The organism is Tautonia sp. JC769 (assembly GCF_040717455.1).
In the GTDB taxonomy this organism is placed as follows: Bacteria; Planctomycetota; Planctomycetia; order Isosphaerales; family Isosphaeraceae; genus Tautonia.
This window is the reverse complement of sequence record NZ_JBFEFH010000036.1, coordinates 40802-55669: the sequence shown is the minus strand read 5'-3', so window position 1 is coordinate 55669 and position 14868 is coordinate 40802. Positions and strand designations below refer to the sequence as shown.

10 protein-coding genes are annotated in these 14868 nt (G+C 70.2%); 7 read left to right on the top strand and 3 right to left on the bottom strand.

Features of this window, described 5'->3' with window-relative positions:
• Positions 1-76 precede the first annotated feature (76 nt).
• The 6 genes from AB1L88_RS24465 to AB1L88_RS24440 all read left to right on the top strand — a co-directional run bounded on the left by AB1L88_RS24465 (position 77) and on the right by AB1L88_RS24440 (position 8651).
• Positions 77-367, top strand: a complete 291-nt coding sequence (locus tag AB1L88_RS24465; RefSeq protein ID WP_367099327.1) for a hypothetical protein — start codon at positions 77-79, stop codon at positions 365-367.
• A gap of 457 nt (positions 368-824) precedes the next feature.
• Entirely contained in the window at positions 825-1736 is a 912-nt protein-coding gene (locus tag AB1L88_RS24460; protein ID WP_367099326.1) for a metallophosphoesterase, read from the top strand.
• A gap of 759 nt (positions 1737-2495) precedes the next feature.
• Positions 2496-3863, top strand: coding sequence for a phosphopyruvate hydratase (gene eno / locus AB1L88_RS24455; RefSeq protein WP_367099325.1), 1368 nt, complete (start codon positions 2496-2498; stop codon positions 3861-3863).
• Between the two features lie 141 nt (positions 3864-4004).
• Positions 4005-4619 carry a Uma2 family endonuclease gene (locus AB1L88_RS24450; protein WP_367099324.1) on the top strand — a complete coding sequence of 205 codons (615 nt, stop codon included), beginning with the start codon at positions 4005-4007 and terminating at the stop codon, positions 4617-4619.
• 259 nt (positions 4620-4878) lie between these two features.
• A complete protein-coding gene (locus tag AB1L88_RS24445) occupies positions 4879-6564 on the top strand; it encodes a glycosyltransferase family 2 protein (RefSeq protein ID WP_367099323.1) in 1686 nt (561 codons plus the stop codon).
• Positions 6565-6689: 125 nt separating this feature from the next.
• Complete coding sequence (locus AB1L88_RS24440) at positions 6690-8651, top strand: protein kinase (RefSeq protein ID WP_367099322.1); 1962 nt, start codon at positions 6690-6692, stop codon at positions 8649-8651.
• 86 nt (positions 8652-8737) lie between these two features.
• Here AB1L88_RS24440 and AB1L88_RS24435 read toward each other — a convergent pair whose 3' ends face one another.
• Genes AB1L88_RS24435 through AB1L88_RS24425 form a run of 3 tightly spaced genes read right to left on the bottom strand, consistent with a single transcriptional unit; the run spans position 8738 to position 10778 of the window.
• Positions 8738-9811 carry a prenyltransferase/squalene oxidase repeat-containing protein gene (locus tag AB1L88_RS24435; RefSeq protein ID WP_367099321.1) on the bottom strand — a complete coding sequence of 358 codons (1074 nt, stop codon included), beginning with the start codon at positions 9809-9811 and terminating at the stop codon, positions 8738-8740.
• Positions 9808-10212: a DUF6768 family protein gene (locus AB1L88_RS24430; protein WP_367099320.1), complete on the bottom strand. Its 405-nt coding sequence runs from the start codon at positions 10210-10212 to the stop codon at positions 9808-9810. The genes AB1L88_RS24435 and AB1L88_RS24430 overlap by 4 nt, the downstream gene beginning before the upstream one ends.
• Positions 10209-10778 (bottom strand): RNA polymerase sigma factor, encoded by a 570-nt coding sequence (locus AB1L88_RS24425; protein WP_367099319.1) that lies wholly within the window; start codon positions 10776-10778, stop codon positions 10209-10211. The genes AB1L88_RS24430 and AB1L88_RS24425 overlap by 4 nt, the downstream gene beginning before the upstream one ends.
• A 335-nt stretch (positions 10779-11113) precedes the next feature.
• On the opposite strand from AB1L88_RS24425, the gene AB1L88_RS24420 reads away from it, so the two are divergent.
• Complete coding sequence (locus AB1L88_RS24420) at positions 11114-14863, top strand: protein kinase (RefSeq protein WP_367099318.1); 3750 nt, start codon at positions 11114-11116, stop codon at positions 14861-14863.
• Positions 14864-14868 lie beyond the last annotated feature (5 nt).

The window sequence follows — 14868 nt, the reverse complement described above, 5'->3', positions numbered from 1 at the left end:
GTCCATGGTTTCTTAAGGGCGGCTCAGGGCGACACCGATGGCAGACATTCGCCTTCCTCGTGACGCAAGTGGCCGAGTGTCCTTCGACCTGTTCGGCGTCTCTGCCGCCGATTACCCCGACGTGTGCAAGGCCGTCGCCACGGCGTTCTCGCTCTCGCCGTCTCCGGCAGCATTCGGGGCCGGCTTCGAGGCGATCGCGATGGACTTCCAGCGGGCCGGTCAGGTCGTCGAGCTGGCGTGGGACAATTGGTCGGGCTTCATCGTCACCTCCAAGGCCGGTGACTCCGATGCGCTGGTCGTCGAGATCGCGGAGTGGCTCTCGAGGAGCACCTGGGGCGAGACTGGGGCTGCCTCACCGCGATCATGACCTCTGCGGGCGGGTGGCCGGGGCTGGGCGAGTCTTCGAGCGTGCCCCGGGGAGAGGAGCGGTTGCGGGTCGGGGCACGAAGACTTGGCCCTGGTCTCAGCCGTCGGGGAGTGGGCGGCTTCAGGCCAGGGGGGGCGGAGACAGCGCGTCTGAGTCTGCAGGTAGGGGGCCCTGGGCGTTACCGGCCGAGGACATGGCCATAAACGGCCAATTCTTGGATTTCGCATGACACGCTCCGTGGTGCCCCCCCCCGTGCGGCCGGGGGCGGTCGGAAAATCCTCGCCGGGTTGGGGGCGGGAGGGGCGGCCCCGGAGGCGTGGCCATGCGCGGCGGCAGGGGCGAGGCCCGATGGGATGCCCCCCGAAGTCGAGGGGCGTTCGGGGCCGTTGCGAAGGGGGGGAGGCTCCGATAGAGTGGGGCGGCAGGCAAGCGAAGGGCGTTTCGGGAGGAGAAATCGATGCCGATTCATGTGCAAGCGTTGACGAGGCGGGGGTTCCTGGCGGGCGGCGCGGCGGCGGTGGCGGGCCTGGCGGTGGGCCGGGGGGCGATCGGGGCGGAGGGGGACGCGAATCGGTTCGCCCTGCTCTCGGACACGCACATCCCGAGTCGGCCGGAGACGGAGGCTCGCGGGGTGAACATGACCCGCAACTTGCAGCGGGTGGTAGGCCAGTTGATCGCGCTGGAGCGGAAGCCGGCGGGGGTGATCGTGAACGGCGATTGCGCGTACTTGAAGGGGTTGCCCGAGGACTACGCGAATTTCGCCTCGTGCGTCGGGCCGATGGCCGGGGCGGGGCTGGACCTGCACGTGACGATGGGCAACCACGATGATCGGGGGCCCCTGTACGACGCGTTGGTGATGCAGGAGCCGGACCGGGCGGTGGTCGAGTCGAAGCATGTGAGCGTGATCGAGTCGGAACACGCGAATTTGTTCCTGCTCGACACGCTGACCGAGGTGGACGTGGTGACGGGGGAGCTGGGGCGGGAGCAGCTCGGCTGGCTGGCGGGGGAGCTGGATCGGCGGGGGGAGAAGCCGGCGGTTCTCTTCGCGCACCACAATCCGCAGTTCACGCCGCCGGAGGAGGGGGCGCGGTGGTCGGGCATCCGGGACACGGAGGCGTTTTTCGAGTTGATCGCGGCGAGGCCGCAGGTGAAGGCGTATGTGTACGGGCATACGCACCGGTGGTCGATCGGGAAGCGGGACGGGCTGTATCTGGTGAACCTGCCGCCGGTGGCGTACCTGTTCGAGGAGGGATTGCCGAACGGTTGGGTCGACGCGCAGCTCGGGCCCGGGGGGATGGTGCTGGAGTTGCGGGCGATGGACCCGGGGCACCCGCAGGACGGCCAGGGGGTGGCGTTGGAGTGGGCGTGAGCGGGGCGGGGTGTTGAATTTTCGAGAGGGTCAAGACGGCGGGGTGCCGCGCCGATAACCATAGAGCCCGGCGGCGATGGTTGACGTCGCGACGAGGCGGCCAACGAGCCCGCCCGCCGGGGAGACTTGGGGGAAGCGAGTCGCGATTGTCTGGTCAAGGCGAGGCGATCGTGACACAATATGCAACCCGCAAGCGACCGCATGCGGGCCGCGGCCTGGAATCAACGCCCAGGCCCCGGCCCGCGTGCGTTCGCGACGGGATGCGGACGCCCCCAAGAACTGGCACCTGGGATGCTCCACCGCGCGGCGGCCCCCGACTCTCGGTCTGGGGACCACTCCCAATTGGCCCACCCAATGAACATCATGCGGGAGTCGGGGGCCGTTTCGCGCATTGAAGTCGCCGGGAACACCGTCGGGATCGCGGGGGGAAGCTGAGCGTCGGGGCTTGATCTCGCCCATCAGTTTCGATCGCTCCCCCCCCGCGGGTCCCCGGTGATTTTCCTGCAGGACAGCACCGAGGGCGAGTGGCCGTCGCGGCGCACGCCGTCGCGGCGGGAAGGGGCTGCGGCCTCGTTGTCGCTCCGCGACCCCGGCCGGCGAGCAACCGGGGCCACCCCGGGCCGAGGTCCTTTGCGTCCGCGAAGGCCCCCGCGCTTTCCTGACGCAGGGGGATCGCCACGGAGATCGGCCTGACCTCCGTGATTGTTTCACCCTCCTCTCTCTGAACGTTTCTTCCTTCCAAACGAGCAAAGCACCACGATGAGTACCCATACGCACAACGCGATCCCCGGGATTCGAGGGCAGAACGCGCCGAGCGGCACCGAGCCGGCCACGATCGTGGCGATCAAGGGGCGCGAGATCCTGGACTCGCGCGGCAATCCGACGGTCGAGGTGGACGTGATCCTGGCCGACGGCACGCTCGGCCGCGCGGCCGTGCCCTCGGGGGCGAGCACCGGCGAGTTCGAGGCGGTCGAGCTGCGGGACGGCGACAAGGGACGCTACGTGGGCAAGGGGGTCCGCAAGGCGGTCGAGAACGTCAACACGCAGCTCTCGAAGGTGGTCGTCGGGCGGGACGCGGCCGATCAGGTCGGGCTCGACCGGGCGATGATCGCGGCCGACGGGACCGAGAACAAGGGGACCTTCGGCGCGAACGCGATTTTGGGCGTCTCGCTGGCCGCCGCGAAGGCGGCGGCGGCGAGCAGGGGGCTGCCGCTCTATCGCTACATCGGCGGCGCGAATGCGCGGGTCTTGCCGGTGCCGATGGCCAACGTGATCAACGGCGGCAAGCATGCCGACAACAAGATCGACTTCCAGGAATTCATGATCATGCCCGTCGGCGCGAAGAGCTACGCCGAGGGGCTCCGGATGGTGGCCGAGGTCTTCCACAGCCTGAAGTCGGTCTTGAAGAAGGCCGGGCACAACACGGCGGTGGGGGACGAGGGCGGCTTCGCGCCCGACATCAGCAACGAGGAGGCGATCCCGTTCATCCTCGACGCCGTGAGCAAGGCCGGGTACACCCCCGGCCGCGACAAGGACATCGCCATCGCGCTCGACCCGGCCTGCTCGGAGCTGTTCGAGGAGGGGGGGCGCAAGGGGTACAAGTTCTGGAAGTCGGCGCCGGACAAGCTGTTCTCGGCCGAGCAGATGATCGAGCTGTTCACCGGCTGGTGCGATAAGTACCCGATCGTCTCGATCGAGGACGCGCTCGACCAGAACGACTGGGACGGCTACGCGAAGCTGACGGCGGCGCTCGGCAACCGGATCCAGATCGTCGGCGACGACTTCTTCGTGACCAACACGAAGCGGTTGCGCGAGGGGATCGCCAAGGACTGCTGCAACAGCATCCTCATCAAGGTCAACCAGATCGGCACGTTGACCGAGACGCTCGAGGCGGTGGACATGGCCACCCGCGCCGGCTACACGGCGGTGATGTCGCACCGGTCGGGCGAGACGGAAGACGCGACGATCGCCGACATCGCCGTGGCGACGAACTGCGGCCAGATCAAGACCGGATCGGCCAGCCGATCGGACCGGATCGCCAAGTACAACCAGTTGCTCCGGATCGAGGAGCAACTGGGCGAGTCGGCCGTCTTCGACCCGACCCCCTTGACCCGCCGCGGGGCCTGACCGGCCACCCGCTTTCGATGAGCTGATCGGTTAGAATGCGACGGAGGCGACGGCCCGATGCGAACGGGGCGTTGGCCTCCGTCGGTCGTTTGGCGGCTCGCGGATCCGGTCGATCGAACACAAAAAAAAGGGGCCTGGGTGATGGCGACGCTCGTGCTCGATTCGTATGTCGAAGAACGACTGCTGGAGCAGCGGAGGGCTTCGGGGGGGGATCGGTTCGATGAGGTCTGGGACGGGGTCTATGTGATGTCGCCGCTTGCGAATAATGAGCACCAGTTGATCGCCACGCAACTCTCGGGGATTCTTCAGATCGCTTTGAACTTCGGTGAGCGAGGGCTGGTGTTTGCCGGAGTGAATGTGACGGATCGGCAGGAGGACTGGAAGCAGAATTACCGGTGCCCGGACGTGGCGGTGTTCCTCAATGGCACGTCGGCGGTGAATCGGGAGAGTCACTGGTTCGGCGGGCCGGACTTCGCGGTGGAGGTGGCGAGCAAGGGGGACCGGGCGCGGGAGAAGCTGGGGTTCTATGCGGCGGTCAGTACGCGGGAGGTGCTGGTCATCGACCGCGACCCGTGGGGGCTGGAGCTGTACCGGCTGGCCGGGGGGCGATTGGAGCGGGTGGGGACGAGCCGGCCGGGCGAGCCGGCGGCGCTGGCGAGCGAGGTGGTGCCGCTGGCGTTCCGGCTGGGAGAGGCCGAGCCGAGGCCGGTGATCGAGGTGGTGCGGGCCGAAGGCGGGGAGTCGTGGCGGATCTAGAGGTGAGGGGGGCAGGGCGGGGAGGACGTCGGATTGCCATGGGGAGCGGTGGCGCGCGAATGTCATTGAGGGAGAGGCGGTGAGGGACGCGGGCCTTGGGACCGAGGGGGCGGAAAATTCGACCAGGAATGCGGGGTTTTGTGTGCGGGGGCGGGGGTGATCGGCGTAGAATCAGGGCTGTTGCATCATTGGTGTGCAAAAGCCATGGGTGGTAGGGTGCCGGCCGGGGGCCTGCCCGGCCTGGAGGATTGACGCAACGATGGCGAACGGTCGTGATCCCCGAGAGTCGGGCAGCATGGAGAGTCCCGGTCACCGGACGCGAGCGGGCAAGGCGGCCCCGCCGGCGGCGTATGGCCGGGCGTTGCAGGGCGTCGCATACGGCGATGCGATGGTCGACGGCACGTCGCCGCTGGTGGCGCGCCGGGCGGAGCGGGAGCAGGATCGGGAGGCGTCGGGGCGTCCCTGGTATGCGAGGCCGACCCTGCCGAGCCGGGTGGGGGTGGTGATCCCGACCCGGGACCGGCCGGGGTTGCTGCCGCACATGCTCGGGTCGCTGCTGATGCAGTCGCATCGGCCGGAGCGGATCCTGGTGGTGGACGACGGCGACGATTCGGCCGAGGGGGTGGTCGGGCGGTATCCGGGGGTCGAGTACCTTCGGGCGAGGGTCGGGTCGGGCCTGAGCGGCAACCCGGCGCGGAATGTCGGGTTGCGCGAGCTGGCCGACCTGCCGTACCTCTGCTTCCTCGACGACGACGACATGATCCCGCCGGACTACCTGGAGGTCCTGCTGGCGACGATCGCGACCGACTGCCGGGCGGCGGCGGCCTATCCCCGCTTGCGGTTCTGCGGGTCGCATGACGGGGTCTGGAGCTTCCCGTATGACCCCGAGTCGCTCGGCCGGGCGAACATCTCGGGGGTGCCGGCCCTGATCCGGACCGATGCCCTGATGCAGGTGGGCGGGTGGCCGGTCTTCTCGAGCGGGGAGGGCGGGGCGATCCCCCACGACGACTGGGCGCTCTGGCGGCGGCTCAGGGACCACGGCTGGCGGATGATCCCGGCGCCGGTGGATTACTACTACTATCGCCACGGCGACGGGGTCTGCCGGTCGAAGGCCCGGGCCGACGCCGGGGAGGAGTGGCGGCGGACGATCGACCCGGCGGGCCTGGTCACGCTGGCGATCCCCTGGTCGGGCCGGGAACACCTGATGGACGAGGTGCTCGGGGCGGTGGCGGGGCAGTCGTACCCGGCGGATCGGTTGCACGTGCTCTTTTATGATAATTCGGGGTCGGCCGCGGTCGGCGGGCGGTTGCGGCGGTGGTTGTTGGAGCAGGACGGTTATGCCGGGCACAGCTACCACCGCGACCCGAGGCCGGCGGTGGCGGGCCTGTCGGCGTCGGACCTGGCGGATGCGCCGCTGGACGAGCGGGGGCAGGGGCGTCGGCGGCACGGGAGGTCGTTGAACCACCGGGTCGGGGCGCTCTGGAACCGGATCGGGCAACTGGTCGAGACGGACCTGGTCTGGTGCCTGGAGGATGACGTGATCCCGCCGCCCGACGCGCTCGATCGGCTGCTCGACCGGATGGGGCCGATGGTCGACGGGGTGACGGCGAGCTACCGCTCCCGGGTGGTGCCCGGCTGCCGGGTGGCCTGGCGTTACACGGACCTGGAGACGGGGGATCTGGTCCACCTGGAGGCGGGGACGGGGGTGGAGGCGATCGGCGGGGCGGGCCTCGGCTGCGCCCTGGTGCGTCGCGAGGTCTTCCGGGCCGGGCCGGCGCGATCGGGGGGCGAGGCGGTGGGATACGATTGCAACCTCTGGCTCGACGTGGCCCGTCGGGGCGGGACCCTGCTGATGGATTGGGATCTCCGTTGTGAGCACCGGATCGGCGTGTCAGAATGTGAAGAAGATCTGGACGCCATGCAGGATGTGGGGGCGATGGCCTGATCGAGGGATCGGCCGTTTGCATAGAATTGAGTTCGTTAGGATCAGTGTGATTTGAGAAGACGAGCCCGGGATGGTGATGTGACCGCCCGGCGAAAGGGGCTGGCGTGGCTGGGAGTGATGGTCTCATGTCGAGCGACACCCCGAATCCGCCTCTTGGGCCGACGGAACGCGATTCGCTCGCCGAGCGGAGGCGCGGGGGCTCGCCCCCGGATCGGCCTCCCAACCCGGCGCGGTCGACGGAGCGGGGGAGCGACCTGCGCGACACGGTGGCGATGTCGACGATTGACCTGAGGAGCGTCGCCCGGGGCGACGCGACCATTCGGCTGCAGCCCGACTCGGCGCCGGATCCGACGGTCCCGGTGGAGATCGACCGGGTGATCGAGGGGCGATACTGCCTGGAGCGCGAGCTGGGCCGGGGCGGGTTCGGGGTGGTGATGCTGGCGTACGATCGGGAATTGCACCGCCAGGTGGCGATCAAGGTCGCGCGCCGGTCCTCGGACCTGAGCATCGATTCGTTGCTGGAGGAGGGGCGCAAGGTCGCGCAGCTCGACCACCCGAATATCGTCCCGGTGTACGATTGCGGGCACCTGGACGAGACGACGGTGTTCATCGTCTCGAAGCATGTGGATGGGGGGAGCCTCGCCAGCCAACTCGCCCTGCGGCGCCTGCCGATCGACGAGGTGGTGGCGATCGCCGCGCAGGTGGCCGATGCGCTCGCCCATGCCCACGAGAAGGGGTACATCCACCGCGACCTGAAGCCGTCGAACATCCTGCTCGACGTGCGGAACAATGCCTACGTGGCCGATTTCGGCCTGGCGCTGCGGACGACCGACCGGAGCGACCGGCACTGCGTGGAAGGGTCGTTGCGGTACATGAGCCCCGAGCAGGCCGGCGGCAAGTCTCGGCTGGTGGACTGGCGGACGGACGTGTACTCGTTCGGGGTGATCCTGTACGAGATGCTGACCGGGCGCCTGCCGTTCCCGGTGTGGTCGAGGGGCGACCCTCGCTCGATGGAGATCATAGAGATCGAGGAGCCGGTCGCGCCGAGCCGGCTGGTGCCGGAGATCTCGCCGTGCCTGGAGCGGATCTGCCTGAAGGCGATGGCGATTCATCCGGAAGACCGGTTCGCGTCGGCCTGGGAACTGGCCGAGGAGCTGCGGCCGTGTCGGGCGGGCTCGGCCCGGCGCCGGGGCCGGGGGCGAGCCTGGTTGAGGCAGGGCGTGAGCGTGGTCTTCCTGGTGCTGATGGCGGCGGTGCTGGTGCAGGCGTTCGGGCCTCGGATCGGGGCCCTGCTGGGGCGCGGGGCCGGGGCCGGGCCCGCGCCCGGGGCGGGGCGGACGCTCCCGGGATGGCCGCCGGTCGTGGCCTCGCCGCTCGACCGGGAGGTGGCCGAGTGGGCGATCGGCCGGGGAGGGGCGGTCGATTTCGTCACCCATCCGGCCACGATCACCCGGCTCGAGCAGTTGCCGGAGGTGATGCGGCCGCTCCGGACCGTGGAACTGATCGGGATCAAGCCGATGGGGGGCGAGGAGGTGGCGGCCGTCTGCGCCTTGCCGGGCCTCACCTTCCTGCACCTGGGGGATACGGGGCTGCGCGACGAGGACCTGGTGCTGATCTCCCGGATCGCCGGGCTGCGGATGCTCTGGGTCGGCTGGAACGACCTGTCCGACCGGGGGATCATGCAACTGGGCCGTTTGAAGCACCTGAGGCATCTGGACCTGGAGCGGACCTACCTGACGAACGCCGGGGTGCCGGCGATCGGCAGGGCCGAGGGGCTGGAGTTCCTGAATCTGTCGGGGACGCAGGTCACCGACGGCGGGCTGATGCCCTTGCAGGCGCTGCCGAGGCTCCGGCAGCTTTGGCTCAACCAGACGATGCTGACCGACGCCTCCGTCGACGACCTGCTGGAACTGCCGGGGCTGACGCGGCTGGAATTGCGGGACACGGCGATCACGGCCGAGGGGGTGGGACGGCTCCGAAGCGGTCTGCCGGGATGCGTGATCGTGCATGACGCGGGCAGCGATGATCGCCCGGGCGGTCTCCGCGGGATGGGGGAGTCTCGATCGGGGGAGGATGCCGCCTTCTGAGGATGGGACCGCGGGACGGAGCTGCGGGGAGGTCGGGGGACGGGGGACCGGCCTGAAGGGGGGCGTCTCAGAGGGATGGGGCGCCTTCATCGCTGATAAATGGGGAGGTAGCGATATTCGACGGCGAGGGCGAGCACGCCCATCGCCGTGCAGTAGTTGCGGCCCCCGGTGCGGTCGTTGCCGGAGGGGGAGAACCAGGAGCCGTCGGGGTCCTGGCGGTCGAGGAGGATGGGGACGAGCTGGCGGTAGTAGGGGAGGAAGTAGTCGTCGCCGAGCTGGAAGAGGGCCTGCGAGCAGTAGTAGGCCTCGTAGAAGAAGTAGTCGGAGCCCCAGCTGGGGGGGTGGGTCATGAGGTAGTCGCCGCCGGCGAGGGCCTCGGGCGAGGCGTGCTCGCCGCAGAGCTCGAGCGAGAGGATGCCGGTGCCGGTCCTGGGGTTGTTCGGGCCGCCGCGGCCGGCCTGGTAGCTGAAGCCGCCGGAGCGGGGCTCGACGCAGCGTCGGACGTAGTCGAGGGCGTCGTCGATGGCCTCGGAGGGGACGGTGCAGCCGGCGTCTCGGGCGGCTCGGAGGGCGACGACCTGCCAGCCGGAGACGCTCAGGTCGCTGTCGTAGCTGCCCGGCTGGTAGCGCCAGCCGCCGGCGTGGTCGGGGGACTTGGGCACGCGCTGGGCGCGGACGATCAGCTCGACGGCCTTCGCCAATGCGTCGCGGGCGCGGTCGGCCAGATCGGGGTCGGGGGTCATGCCGACGACCTCGGCGAGCATCAATGTGCTGATCCCGTGGCAGTAGAGCGGGCCGTGGCTCGTGTTGGAGACGAGCATGCCGTCGGGCCGCTGGTGGTCGAGGACGTAGGCGATGCCGCGCTCGATGGCCTCGCGGTACGGGCCGTCGTCCCCCGGCACGTGGCCGCAGGCGAGGAAGGCCATGACGGCCAGCGAGGTCACGGAGGTGGCCTTGCCGAATCCGCCCGATTCCCAGGAGCCGTCGGCCTGCTGGGCGGCGGCCAGGGAGTCGAGCGCCCGGCGGGCGGCCAGGTCGGTCTCGGCGTTCGAGAAGGAGGCGCGGGGGGGATCGGGCAGATCCTGGGCGATCGCGGTTCCCGAGGGAGCGATGAGCAGTAGGATCAGCCCGAGCCGGACAACCGCGGTCGGTCGTGTCATGACGAGGAACCCCGGTGGGATTTCAGCTCGCTGGCCAGGTGGGCGACGGCGAGCTCGATGCGCTTCATTTCTCGGGAGAGGGAATAGCGTTGCATGTCGAGCCAGAACCAGACCTTCAGGGCCAGCGAGACGGCCACGCCGAGGCCGAAGCCGAGGCCCCAGCGGAGGATCTCGACGACCTCGTCGGTCTGGAAGATCTTGACCACCGAGACGATGGCCAGTCCGAAGAAGATGAAGCTCATGACCGAGGCATAGACGTTGATCCAGCGGAGCCGGCCGCGGAAGCTCTCGGTCATCAGCTCCGGGAGCGTCGGCTCGCCGAGGCGGTCGAAGACGGCGCGTTCCTCGGCGGAGAGGGCCTCTCGGATCAGTGTATCGAGTTCGTGGTCCTGGGTCTTCATGGCGATTGCTCCATCCGGCGTTTCAGGTGTTGGCGGGCGTGGAACAGGCGAGACTTGACCGTGCCTTCGGGGATGCCGAGCAGCCCGGCGATCTCCCGGACGGGGCGGCCCTCGGTGTAGGAGAGGGAGAGCAGCAGGCGCTGATCGCCCGGCAGGTCGTTCAGGGCGGAGCGGAGCCGGGCCAGGGGGTCGGGCGGCTCCTCGGGGCCGGGAGATCGGGCCTGGGGGTCGGGGTCGATGACCTCGGGGTGGGCCCGGATCCGGTCGTCGAGCGACCGCTGGCGGCGTCGGCGGCGGAGCCAATCGACCGCCTTGTGGTCGACGATCCGGTAGGCCCAGCCCGGGAATCGGGAGGGGTCGTGGAGTCTCGGCAGGCCCCGGATGATCGCCAGCCAGGCGTCCTGGGCGGCCTCGGTGGCCCCTTCGGCGTGCGCCGTGCGGCGGTAGGCATGGGCGACCAGTCGACGATGCCAGCGGCGGGCGAGGGCCTCGAAGGCGTCGACCTCGCCCTGCTGGGCGGCCAGCACGAGCCAGTCGTCAAGGACCTCGTCGGGTGATCGGCCCACCGGTCGCGTGCTCCTCGATTCCTGCCAAGGCGTCGGGCCAGCCGTCCGGGACGATAGTCGGGCGGGAGGCGATCGGGTTCACGAGAAATTGGGATAACTGGGTTGCATGGGTGAGTGGTGGGGAGGGGGGGTGGTCACGGGGGCCGGAATTCATGCACGTCCATTCGTATCTGGGGGGCTTGGATCGCTGCGGCTCTTGGTCTACGATGGGAGGCTGAGGTGTGATTGGGCGGCCGGTCTCGATTCTCCGTTTATTTACGAGTGTGGGCGGCCCGGCGGCCCGGCGGCCAGGGGCGAGGGGCTTGCGGAAGGACCCAGAAGGCCAGGAGAGGTCGATGAGCGAGTCGTTCGCGGATCGCGACCCGGTCGAGTTGCTGGCCGACGAGATCATGGAGCGCTTCCGGAACGGGGAACGCCCCGAGCCCGAGGAGCTGATCCTGGCCTATCCGGAACTGGCCGACGACTTGCCCGCGATCCTCCAGACGATGCTCGATCTGGAGCGCATGTTCCCGAGGGAGGGGGCGGAGGGCCGGCCGTCGCCGTCCCCCCTGTCGATGGCGTTGTCGGCGTGGCCCTCGTCGGGTTCGGGTTCGGGTTCGTCGTCGCGGGGCGGCGGGGCGGAGCCGGCGGGAGGGCCGCGGTTCTGGCAGGTGGGAGATTACCACCTGGTCAGGGAGGTCGGCCGGGGGGGGATGGGGGTCGTCTACGAGGCCGAGCAAATCTCGCTCGGCCGGCGGGTGGCGTTGAAGATCCTGCCGAGCCACATCGTGTTCGATGCGGACATGCTCGAACGGTTCCGGCGCGAGGCGAGGGCGGCGGCCCGCCTGCACCACACGAACATCGTGCCGGTGTTCGAGGTCGGCCAGGAAGGCGAGATGGCCTACTACGCCATGCAGTTCATCCGGGGCCGGGGGCTGGACCGGGTCATCGATGAGCTGCGCAGGCACCGCGAGCACCAGGCGGCCGAGACCCTGTCGCCGGCCGAGGTGAGGGCCCTGAAGGCGGAGGCGCTGACCTCGGATCGGGACGAGAGCAGCCTGAGCCTGGCGGCCCGGTCGCTCTGGACGGGGCGGTTCGCGCTCGGGGCGCTCGACTCGGGGACGAGCCTGATCGCGATCCCGAGCACCGACGCCACGCTGATCGAGCCGGCCGACGAGGGGGCGGATCTGCGACGGCTGGGCGATGCGACGGGCCCGGGGGCGAGGGCCGACCGGGTCGCCTCGTCGTCGTGGCGGTCGAGCGGGCGGCTGCCCTATTTCCGGAGCGTGGCGCGGGTCGGCCGGCAGGTGGCGCAGGCGCTGGCCTATGCGCACGGCCGGGGGATCGTCCACCGGGACATCAAGCCGAGCAACCTGCTGCTCGACGACGACGGGGTGATCTGGGTCACCGACTTCGGGCTGGCGCAGGTGGAGCAGGACCGGCCGCTGACCCGGACGGGGGACCTGCTGGGCACGCTGCGCTACCTGGCCCCCGAGTGCTTCCGGAGCCGGGCCGACGCGAGGGCCGACCTGTACGCGCTGGGCCTGACCTTGTACGAGATGCTGGCCCTGCGCCCGGCCTTCGCCGCGGCCGACCGGCTGCAACTGGTCGAGCAGATCCGGACCGAGGAGCCGAAGCCGCTCCGGCAGCTCGACCCGAGCATCCCGAAGGACCTGGAGACGATCATCCTGAAGGCGACGGACAAGGACGCCGACGCCCGGTATCAGACGGCCTCGGCCCTGGCCGAGGACCTGGGGCGATTCCTGGAAGACAGGCCGATCGCGGCGCGTCCGATCGGCGTGCCCGAGCGGCTGGCGCGCTGGTGCCGCCGCAAGCCGGAGCTGGCGGCCATGACCGGGGCGCTCTTCGGGCTGATGCTGACGATCGCCGTGGGGTCCTCGATGCTGGCGGTGCGGCTGGAACGCTCGGCCCGCGAGGCGCTGGCCTCGGCCGAGGCCGCCAACGAGGCGGCGACGAGGGAGCTGCGCGCCCGGCTGGAGGCCGATCAGGCGAACCGGGAATTGTCGGCGACCCAGGATCGGCTGCGGCGGAACCTGTATGCGTCCCGGGTCAACGCGGCGCTCTCGGCCTGGAACGCGAACGACATGGGGCAGTTCCACGTCCTGCTCGACCGGGCCGAGCCGGGGGAGGAGGACCGGGACCTGATCGGCTGGGAGTGGGACTACCTGAGGCGGCTGGCCGGCCCCGATCGGCGGCGGTTCGACGACCACTCCCGGGAGGTCAACGAGGTCGCCTTCAGCCCCGACGGCCGGACGCTCGCGTCGATCCAGTGGGGGGGCCTGGCGCTGCTTCGGGACCCGATGACCGGGGCGGTGCGGCGGACGCTGTCGGGGTCGGACCACCCGGACATCGTCGGCCCGAATCAGATCGGGGTCTTCGGCCTGGCGTTCCGCCCCGACGGCCGGGTCGTGGTGGCGCAGGACGCGGAGACGCTTCAGCCGGCGAGTTACGACGTGGCGAGCGGCCGTCGGCTGGCCGTGTTCGAGGGGGTCGAGGGCTCGGTCCTGGACCTGGAGGTCAGCCCCGATGGCCGTTGGCTGGTCGGGGCGACCTCGGCGCACCGCCTGATGCTCTGGGAGCTGGAGACGGGGAGGCTTGCGGCCTCGATCGACGGCGCCCATCGGAGTTCGGTGATGAGCCTGGCGTTCAGCCCCGACGGCCGGACGCTCGTGACCAGCGGGAAGGACGGCGTGGTCCAGCTCTGGGACACCGAGCCGCTGCGGTCGAGGGCCAGGCTGGTCGGCCACGCGGGGCAGGTGTTCGGGGTGGCGGTCAGCCCCGACGGCCGGACGATCGCCTCGGCGGGGCGAGACGGCTCGGTCCGGCTCTGGGACCTGGAGGCGGGGCGCGAGTCCGCGTTGATCCGGGAGGCCGGCCCCTGGCAGATCGCCGTGGCGTTCAGCCCGGACGGGAGCCGGCTGGCCTCGGCCGGCCTGGACAAGGCGGTGACGGTCTGGGACCTCGATTCGGGGGAGGAGGCCCGGGTGTTCCAGGGGCACACCGATACCGTGGCCAGCCTCGACTTCAGCCCCGACGGCCGGCTGCTGGCCTCGTCGAGCTTCGACCGGACGGTGCGGCTCTGGGAGCTGGACGAGTCGGAGCAGCCCCGCAGCCTGCGGAATGTCGAGGCCCTGGGCGGCCTGGACGTGCCCATCGACCTGTCCTTCACGCCCGACGGGAGGCGGGTCGCGGCGTCGTTCGGCAGCGGGTTCCTGAAGGGGTGGAGGGTCGAGGACGGCGAGGTCGTGATCTTCTTCTCCGTGCTCGATCGCGACGACCCGCGCCCCGACCGGCGGATCGACGCGATCGCCTTCAGCCCCGACGGGCGTCGGCTCGCGATGAGCGGCCCCGACCGCCAGATCAATTTCTACGGGGCGTCCCCGGGCCTCATCGAGGGGGTGATCCCCTCGGCGCACGGGGACACGATCAAGGACCTCGCCTTCACGCCGGATGGGCGGCGGGTCGTCTCGGTCTCCGACGACGGGCGCCTGCGGGTCTGGGACGCCACGACCTTCGAAAACGTGTACACGTACGAAGGGCTCCTCGGTGGCATTCACCGGGTGGGGGTCAGCCCGAACGGCCGGCTGATCGCCGCGGCGGGGGTGAACGGCGTGGTGAAGGTGCTGGAGGCCGCGACCGGGGCGGAGTTGCATTCGCTCGAGCGGCATTCCGGGGCGGTTTACAGCCTGGTGTTCCATCCCGACGGCCGCCGACTGGCCTCGGCCGGCGCCGATGCGATGATCTGTTTCTGGAGCGTGGAGGACGGGAGCCTGCTCGACGCGATGGCCGGGCACTCGGGGTCGATTCAGGACCTGGCGTTCAGCCCCGGCGGCCGTCGGCTGGCGTCGGCCGGGTCCGATCGGACGATCCGCCTGTGGGACATGACCAGCGGCCTCGAAGTGCTGACCTTGAAGGACCACTCCGACCGGGTCCGCCGGGTCGCCTTCAGCCCCGACGGCCGGACGCTCGCCTCGATCAGCGATGACCGCACCGTCACGCTGCGGGAAGCCCTGCCGCGCAGCCCCGCCCCGACGGCCGGCCCTCGGGAATCGGGATCGGAGCTGGCGTCGAGCCTGACAGACTGACGATC

Bases quoted from the DNA above. Each gene is read 5' to 3' on its own strand.
- eno (WP_367099325.1), top strand. From the start codon at position 2,496: ATGAGTACCCATACGCACAACGCGATCCCCGGGATTCGAGGGCAGAAC.
- AB1L88_RS24445 (WP_367099323.1), top strand. From the start codon at position 4,879: ATGGCGAACGGTCGTGATCCCCGAGAGTCGGGCAGCATGGAGAGTCCC.
- AB1L88_RS24440 (WP_367099322.1), top strand. From the start codon at position 6,690: ATGTCGAGCGACACCCCGAATCCGCCTCTTGGGCCGACGGAACGCGAT.
- AB1L88_RS24450 (WP_367099324.1), top strand. From the start codon at position 4,005: ATGGCGACGCTCGTGCTCGATTCGTATGTCGAAGAACGACTGCTGGAG.
- AB1L88_RS24460 (WP_367099326.1), top strand. From the start codon at position 825: ATGCCGATTCATGTGCAAGCGTTGACGAGGCGGGGGTTCCTGGCGGGC.
- AB1L88_RS24430 (WP_367099320.1), bottom strand. From the start codon at position 10,212: ATGAAGACCCAGGACCACGAACTCGATACACTGATCCGAGAGGCCCTC.
- AB1L88_RS24420 (WP_367099318.1), top strand. From the start codon at position 11,114: ATGAGCGAGTCGTTCGCGGATCGCGACCCGGTCGAGTTGCTGGCCGAC.
- AB1L88_RS24435 (WP_367099321.1), bottom strand. From the start codon at position 9,811: ATGACACGACCGACCGCGGTTGTCCGGCTCGGGCTGATCCTACTGCTC.